Here is a 7,022-nt window from a genome sequence, read left to right on the forward strand (position 1 = left end):
TAAGAGTAAGCTACGCTTGCAGAAACCTATTAGTGGTACGCCTCCTGCTAAAAACGCTCCTACAGGTGAAGAACAGCAAAAGCTACGCAAGTTAAAGCCCATCAATGCTATGCAGAATATAGCCAGCAAAGATGTTTATAATGGCTTAGATATAGGCACCAATGTCTATCACGAGCGTTTTGGAAAAGGTAAAGTAGTAGGCTTAGAAGGCAGTGGTAATGATAAAAAAGCACAAATAAACTTTGAGGTAGGAGGTTTAAAAAATATCCTACTGCGGTTTGCAAAGCTAACTATAGTCAATTAGCTAATTTGTAAATTAGCCAATGAGTTAATAAAAAAAGAGTCTATTAGATTTTAAACTAATAGACTCTTTTTTATTTGTTAATCTGCTAATTGACAAATCGTCAAATTATCAAATTTTCTATCCTTTTCTTAATAGCTCTATAGCGTGATTGCGAGCTGAAGCACCGCTGTTTTTGCCTTCAAGCATTTCAGAAAGTTCTGTAATACGTTCTTCTTCTGTAAGAAGTTTTAAATGGGTAGTGGTCTTACCTTTGCTATCTTCTTTGAAGACCTTAAAATGATAAGCTCCTTTAGCTGCTATTTGTGGCAAATGTGTGATAGCAAATACTTGTCGGTTTTGGCTCATTTGCTTCATAATATCACCCATCTTCTGAGAGATTTCACCAGAAACCCCTGTATCAATCTCATCAAACATAATAGTAGGGAGAGCGGTATGTTCTGCCATAATAGCCTTGACTGCCAGCATTATACGAGAGAGTTCTCCTCCAGAGGCTACCTTTTTTAACTGTCCGAAATCCCCTCCTTTATTGGCTGAAAACAAGAATGAAAGCTCGTCATTGCCGTTAGCAAAGAAAGTATCAGTAGCAGTAAGGGTAATCGAAAAACGCCCATTAGGCATACCGAGCTCGTGCATAAAGTTAGTTAGCTTCTTGTCGAGGGCAGGGATTACCTTCTCGCGCACTTTGTGTAGCTGGTTTGCCTTCTTGAGGGTTGCTGTATGCTGCTCTTCTACTATCTTCTTTTGTTTATTGAGGTCAATATCTACACTTTCTGTTTTTGATACTGCTTCTTCTAACTCTTGCTGAATAGCTATCAGTTCTTCTACTGTTGCTACACTGTGCTTCTTTTGCAAGGAGTAAATCTTATTTAGTTGTTTAGAGATTTGCTCTAAGTTATCAGGGTCAGCCTCTATGCTCTCATCTATATCACTAATTTCTGAAGCTAAATCTTCTAATTCTAAGAAAGCAGACTCTATACGTTCATATAAATCACGGTAAAGCTGTTTATACTCAGTAAGCGATGAGAAAGAGCGCTTAAGTTCGCGCAAATTATTAAGAATACCTATATTTTCATCATTGAGTAGGTAAAGACTCTCCGATACATTCTCTTTTATATCCTCTATATTAGAGGCTTCCTCATAACTCTCTTCTAATTCTTCTAAAATACCTTCTTCTAAAGTAGCCGATTTGAGCTCTTTAAGCTGATGCAGATTATAATCGTACTCCTTTTTGGTATTTTTCTGAAATTCAATAAGCTCTTCTAACTTTTTCTGTTCTTTTTTGAGTAACTGGTGTAGTTGCACATACTCTGTTAGCAATGACTTATCATTTGCCATTGCATCGATAATAGCAAACTGAAAGGAGGTATCACTAAGAGCAAGCGTTTGATGCTGCGAATGAATATCTACCAATACCTGTCCCAAACGAGAAAGTACCTCTAAGGTAGCTGGCACATCATTTACAAAAGCACGCGACTTACCTGAAGGCAATATCTCGCGCCTTATAATTGTCTGTGGGTCGTAATCAATATCTAACTCCTGAAATAAAGGCTGAAATTCATAGTTTTGCAATGAAAATTCAGCTTCTATGATACATTTCTCTTCTTTATTGCGCAAAGCTGACATATCAGCGCGTTTGCCTAATATCAGAGAAAGGGCGTCAAGCATAATGGATTTACCCGAACCTGTTTCACCTGTGATAATGATAAACCCCTCAGGAAAGTCAACTTTTAGGTCGTCAATAAGTGCATAGTTTTTTATAGATAGTGCTGTGAGCATAGTCTTTATTTTATTTCATTCCACTTGGTCATTTGTGCTGGCGATAGCTTCACCAAGGCTTCTTTCAGCTGTTTAGTATCAAAAATAGCTCCTCCTGAAAAAATAGCAGCTATTTCATCAGTTTTAGCACTAAAAAAGGCTACCATAGCATAAGAATTAAGCCTTAAGCTCGGTATTTTCTCCAAAAGCAATATAGCGTTTTGTATAGCCTCTTTGCCTTCTTTTTCTTGTGAGCTCATCACATCTAAACCTAAGCGGTGATATTGATAATAAGCCTTATGGTATAAATCATAGTTTTCTGATATAAGTTCATTTATCAGCAAATAACGATTATTCTTACCATTATCAGCCCAGCCTGCATAAGCACTATTCTGTGCGGCAGTGACTATTTGTTTAGCTTTCAGAAAATACGGATGACCTGTTTTCTCCGAAAAAGTATCTGCATCAAACCCTAATATCAGGTAGACATAATAGGCCACTACTGAAGTAAGATTCGACTCAAAAGTGTTTTCGTTGAAAGTAAGAGGAGTAAACTCTTGATAATCAAAAGCTACCTCTTTGTCTTGTAGGTTAAATACAGGTGTGTAATAAGCAGTGTTATACACAGGGCGTGACGACTGCACTAACAGACTCGCCTCGTAATGTGAATTTTCTAACTTATTGATTACTAATGTAAAACTACAGCGTATACGTTCGTTTTCACGCACTTTTAGGTCTGTCCAGCGAGTTTGGTTGATAAACTCTTGCAATGATTTCTCTAAAGTCTTGAATACCGAACGATTGCTTTGGTTTACCTGTTGTGTATTGACTGTCACTAAGGCATTAAGTTCTTGAGCCTTAGTGAACATACTGCACAGCAATGCTCCTACAAATAGTATTTTCTTCATATATTAATAAGGTATTTCCTCAGTAATTTCTAATCCGTAGCCTGACATACCTACGTAGCTGGCAGCATTCTTAGAGTTAGTGAGCAAACGCAACTTTCTAATAGACAAATCATTGAGTATCTGAGCCCCCATACCTATATCTTTAGTATCTTTGTTTAGTTGCGGTAGTGGGTGTCCATTTTGGTGCTCTTTCATCTCAGTAATACGCTGCAACAGGTTCTGAGAGTACCCTTCTTTGTTGATTACAATTACAGCCCCTTTGCCTTCTTCGTTGATTTTCTTAAAGATACGCTCTAACGGATTGTCTTTATCACCCGCTAATACCTCTAAAATATCATTGCTAATAAATGACGAATGCACACGGGTAAGCACTGGCTCATCTGCCTTCCAAGAACCTTTAGTAAAGGCCAAATGTATCTGTTTATTGGTAGTTTGCTCATAAGCACGCAAGCGAAACTCTCCGTACGGAGTTTGTAGCGCAAAATCCTCTTTCTTAATCACCAAAGTATCTTTGCGCATACGGTAGGCGATAAGGTCTTCTATAGAGATAATTTTAAGGTCAAACTTCTTAGCTACTTCTACCAACTGTGGTAGGCGTGCCATAGTACCATCTTCATTTAGGATTTCTACCAAAATACCGGCAGGATAAAGTCCCGCAATACGAGTAAGGTCTATAGCAGCTTCTGTGTGTCCTGTACGACGCAATACACCTCCTTCTTTAGCTCGAAGCGGGAATATATGCCCTGGTCTACCCAAATCAAAAGGCTTAGTATCAGGGTTCACTAAGGCTTGTATAGTCTTAGCACGGTCAAAAGCTGAAATACCTGTAGTACAACCATTACCTTTGAGGTCTACCGATACAGTAAACTGCGTTTCGTGCAGTACTGTATTATTTTGTACCATCATTGGCAAATCAAGTTCTACACAACGCTTTTCAGTAAGCGGAGCACATACTAACCCCCTACCATTAGTAATCATAAAGTTGATCATCTCAGGGGTTACCTTTTCAGCAGCGGCTATAAAGTCACCTTCGTTTTCGCGGTTTTCATCATCTACTACGATGACTACTTTACCTTTTTTTATATCCTCTACAGCTTCTTCAATGCTGTTAAGTTTAATATGGTTCATTTTATTATTATATTTTCCTAAAAATTAACACTGATACGCGTGATTTTAGCTGTATCGTCTATATCTTCAGCAGTCACAGTATCAGAAAGCCCTAAATTATTAGTTTTTAAAGCGGTTTTATCAAATGTAAAATAGAAATTTTGCCCCTTAGGAGTTACTATTACACTGCTAATAGAAGGTTCTATATCCAACTCAGGGTACTTCTCTTTTACCTCTTTAAAAGTACTTTTAAGCGATATTCCTTTATCTGTTGTGTATAATTCCGACAGTACGAAGACGCTTTCCACTACTTTTTCGTGCTTATCATTGGTTTTAGGAGTTATTTCTAATAGTTCTTTCCCTTCTTTATTAAAAATAGTGATGCGTTCGGTACTTGCATAGCGCAATTCTCCTTCTAAGTTAGAGTTTACAATAGAATCTTTAGCAAAAATAGAATCTAATTTCTGTATAGGAGTATCTTTCTGAAGTCCCCCTACTCTATCATTGCTAATTAAAAACTCATTTTTGTTATCACTACAGCCTATAAGGCTCATTATAACCATAGTTGCGATAAAGTACTTTCTCATTATTTCTTAATAATTTTGTTTAATATTCCTAATACCCCTCTTACAAAGGTGGCGCTGGTAACCATTTTTATCAACGGATTTTGTGCTGAAGAACGCCTTCCCTTAGTCTGGGTAGTCTTGGGAGCAGATTGCTTTTCAGTCACTTCCTTTTGTTTTGCCTCTTCAGTGTGAATCTCGTCTATCTTCTTGTTTAGCAACTCATAAGCACTCTCGCGGTCTATCACCTCATTGTACTTGCGTGCCAATTCAGAGCGTGCTATCAGTGCATCAATCTCGGCGGGAGTAAGCATATCCATACGACTCATAGGAGCGCGCATCATCGTAGCTACCAATGGCGTAGGGATACCTTTCTCGTTAAGGGCAGTTACCAAAGCCTCACCCGTACCAAGCGAAGTAAGCGTTTCCGCAGTATCGTAGAAATCAGAGCTGGGGTAATTCTCAGCCGTTAGCTTAATAGCCTTGCGGTCTTTAGCGGTGAAAGCCCTAATAGCGTGCTGTATTTTCATACCCAACTGCGAAAGTACTGCATCAGGTATGTCAGTAGGGTTTTGGGTACAGAAAATAAGCCCCACCCCTTTTGAACGTATGAGTTTTACTATATTTTCTAACTGGTTGAGCAGTGTGCGCGAAGCTTCGTTGAAGATAAGATGCGCTTCATCTATAAATATCACCAATTTAGGCTTAGGTAGGTCGCCCACCTCTGGAAAAGTGGTGTAAATCTCTGCCAATAAGCTCAGCATAAAGGTAGAGAACATTTTAGGGCGGTCTTGTATATCCGTTAGGCGTATGATATTCACATACCCCTCACCTTTGCTATTAGTACGCAATAGGTCTGCGGGGTCAAAACTCACTTCGCCAAAGAAACGTTCAGCCCCTTGATGCTCAAGCTCTACTATCTTGCGCAAAATAGCACTAGTAGACGATTTTGATACCGCTCCGTACTCTTTTTCAAAACTCGACTTACCCTCTTCTGTGGCGTATTGCAATACTTTCTTAAGGTCTTTGAGGTCTAAAAGTGGCAAAGCGTGGTCATCGCAATATTTAAAAACCACAGCCAACACCCCCTCTTGCACCTCACTAAGATCTAAGATACGCGATAAGAGAGTAGCCCCAAACTCCGATACAGTAGCGCGCATACGCACACCATTTTGCTCAGAGATAGTGAGCAGTTCAGTAGGGAAAGCTTGCGGCTGAAAATCTAAGCCTATTTTGCCAAGTCGCTCTAATATAAAAGGCTTCACCTCACCCGACTCACCTATACCGCTAAGGTCGCCTTTAAGATCCATCAGCAGCACAGGCACTCCTTTTTTAGAAAGGTGTTCAGCCATCACTTGTAGGCTTTTAGTTTTACCAGTACCAGTAGCTCCCGCTATCAGACCGTGACGGTTAAGGGTTTTCAGAGGAATATTTACATATACCTTTTCAAGTGGCTGCCCTTCATACACAGCCCCTCCCACGGTAATATACTCCCCTTTGCAGGTATACCCTGCTATCATAGTTTCTTTAAAAGCGTCTATTTTAGTCATCAGATGTTAGTGATTTTGTGATTAAGAATGGGTAAGGAATAGTTAATGCACAATTCAAGGCACAAAGGTACAAAATAATTATCAATTAACAATTAACTATCCGCAATTTTTTTCACGAAACTACTCACTGTAAGCCTATGCACCCCAAGAATACGCCCAATAGCCGAATACGATACTTTTTTCTCTAAAAGCTCTTTAATCTGTTTTTCTTGTCCGGTGAGTTTTGTTTTAGCGGACTTACTACCTTTAGGGCGACCGAGAACTACTCCCTCTGCTTTCTTGCGTGCCAATGCCTCTTTGGTACGCTGACTAATAAGGTTACGTTCAATCTCAGCAGATAGCCCAAAGGCAAACGCCAACACTTTGCTATTAATATCGCTCCCCAAGCGATAATTATCTTTAATTGTCCACACCTGAATATCGCGGTTCATACACTCATTAAGTACTCCCATAATCATCAAGAGGTTACGCCCCAAACGCGACAATTCTGAGCAAATAAGCACATCGCCTTTTTTCATTTTTTTGAGGAGTTTGCCGAGTTTTCTATTCTCCACTTTTGTCATTCCTGAAATGGTTTCTTCTACCCAAAGATTAATAATTAGGCTCTTTTTCTCACAGAAATTACTAATTTCAAAACGCTGGTTTTCTACGGTTTGTTTATCGGAACTTACCCGAATATATCCATAAATCATTGTATAAATTAATTTGATTAAACTAATAAATATAATCAAAAAGAATAAAACAATGATGGGCATTTAAATTATACGATGAAGAGGTGGCTAATGGAATACATTCTCACTATGATTTTGTCAATAACAAAATACAATCTAAGTAT

General features: G+C 38.8%; 6 protein-coding genes and 1 pseudogene. 1 reads left to right on the forward strand and 6 read right to left on the reverse strand.

Features of this window, described 5'->3' with window-relative positions:
* A pseudogene (locus HMPREF9074_RS00180) lies at positions 1-304 on the forward strand (ATP-dependent DNA helicase); the annotation flags it as partial.
* Between the two features lie 117 nt (positions 305-421).
* Here HMPREF9074_RS00180 and recN read toward each other — a convergent pair.
* The 6 genes from recN to HMPREF9074_RS00210 form a co-directional block, all read right to left on the reverse strand.
* Complete coding sequence (gene recN / locus HMPREF9074_RS00185) at positions 422-2,080, reverse strand: DNA repair protein RecN (protein WP_009392246.1); 1,659 nt, start codon at positions 2,078-2,080, stop codon at positions 422-424.
* Between the two features lie 5 nt (positions 2,081-2,085).
* Positions 2,086-2,967, reverse strand: a complete 882-nt coding sequence (locus HMPREF9074_RS00190) for a type IX secretion system protein PorD (RefSeq protein ID WP_009392245.1) — start codon at positions 2,965-2,967, stop codon at positions 2,086-2,088.
* A 3-nt stretch (positions 2,968-2,970) separates the two neighbouring features.
* Complete coding sequence (gene ribB / locus HMPREF9074_RS00195) at positions 2,971-4,095, reverse strand: 3,4-dihydroxy-2-butanone-4-phosphate synthase (protein WP_009392242.1); 1,125 nt, start codon at positions 4,093-4,095, stop codon at positions 2,971-2,973.
* 17 nt (positions 4,096-4,112) lie between these two features.
* The gene (locus tag HMPREF9074_RS00200; RefSeq protein WP_009392240.1) at positions 4,113-4,661 is read right to left on the reverse strand and encodes a hypothetical protein; all 549 of its coding nucleotides are present in this window, start codon (positions 4,659-4,661) and stop codon (positions 4,113-4,115) included.
* Positions 4,661-6,187: a helicase HerA-like domain-containing protein gene (locus tag HMPREF9074_RS00205; RefSeq protein WP_009392238.1), complete on the reverse strand. Its 1,527-nt coding sequence runs from the start codon at positions 6,185-6,187 to the stop codon at positions 4,661-4,663. The genes HMPREF9074_RS00200 and HMPREF9074_RS00205 overlap by 1 nt, the downstream gene beginning before the upstream one ends.
* Before the next feature lie 92 nt (positions 6,188-6,279).
* Positions 6,280-6,879, reverse strand: coding sequence for a master DNA invertase Mpi family serine-type recombinase (locus HMPREF9074_RS00210; RefSeq protein WP_009392235.1), 600 nt, complete (start codon positions 6,877-6,879; stop codon positions 6,280-6,282).
* Positions 6,880-7,022 lie beyond the last annotated feature (143 nt).

Source organism: Capnocytophaga sp. oral taxon 329 str. F0087, assembly GCF_000213295.2.
Lineage (GTDB): Bacteria > Bacteroidota > Bacteroidia > Flavobacteriales > Flavobacteriaceae > Capnocytophaga > Capnocytophaga leadbetteri_A.

What these genes read in the sequence shown, in the direction of transcription:
- recN (WP_009392246.1), bottom strand. Translation starts at nt 2,080, where the DNA reads ATGCTCACAGCACTATCTATAAAAAACTATGCACTTATTGACGACCTA.
- HMPREF9074_RS00190 (WP_009392245.1), bottom strand. Translation starts at nt 2,967, where the DNA reads ATGAAGAAAATACTATTTGTAGGAGCATTGCTGTGCAGTATGTTCACT.
- ribB (WP_009392242.1), bottom strand. Translation starts at nt 4,095, where the DNA reads ATGAACCATATTAAACTTAACAGCATTGAAGAAGCTGTAGAGGATATA.
- HMPREF9074_RS00200 (WP_009392240.1), bottom strand. Translation starts at nt 4,661, where the DNA reads ATGAGAAAGTACTTTATCGCAACTATGGTTATAATGAGCCTTATAGGC.
- HMPREF9074_RS00205 (WP_009392238.1), bottom strand. Translation starts at nt 6,187, where the DNA reads ATGACTAAAATAGACGCTTTTAAAGAAACTATGATAGCAGGGTATACC.
- HMPREF9074_RS00210 (WP_009392235.1), bottom strand. Translation starts at nt 6,879, where the DNA reads ATGATTTATGGATATATTCGGGTAAGTTCCGATAAACAAACCGTAGAA.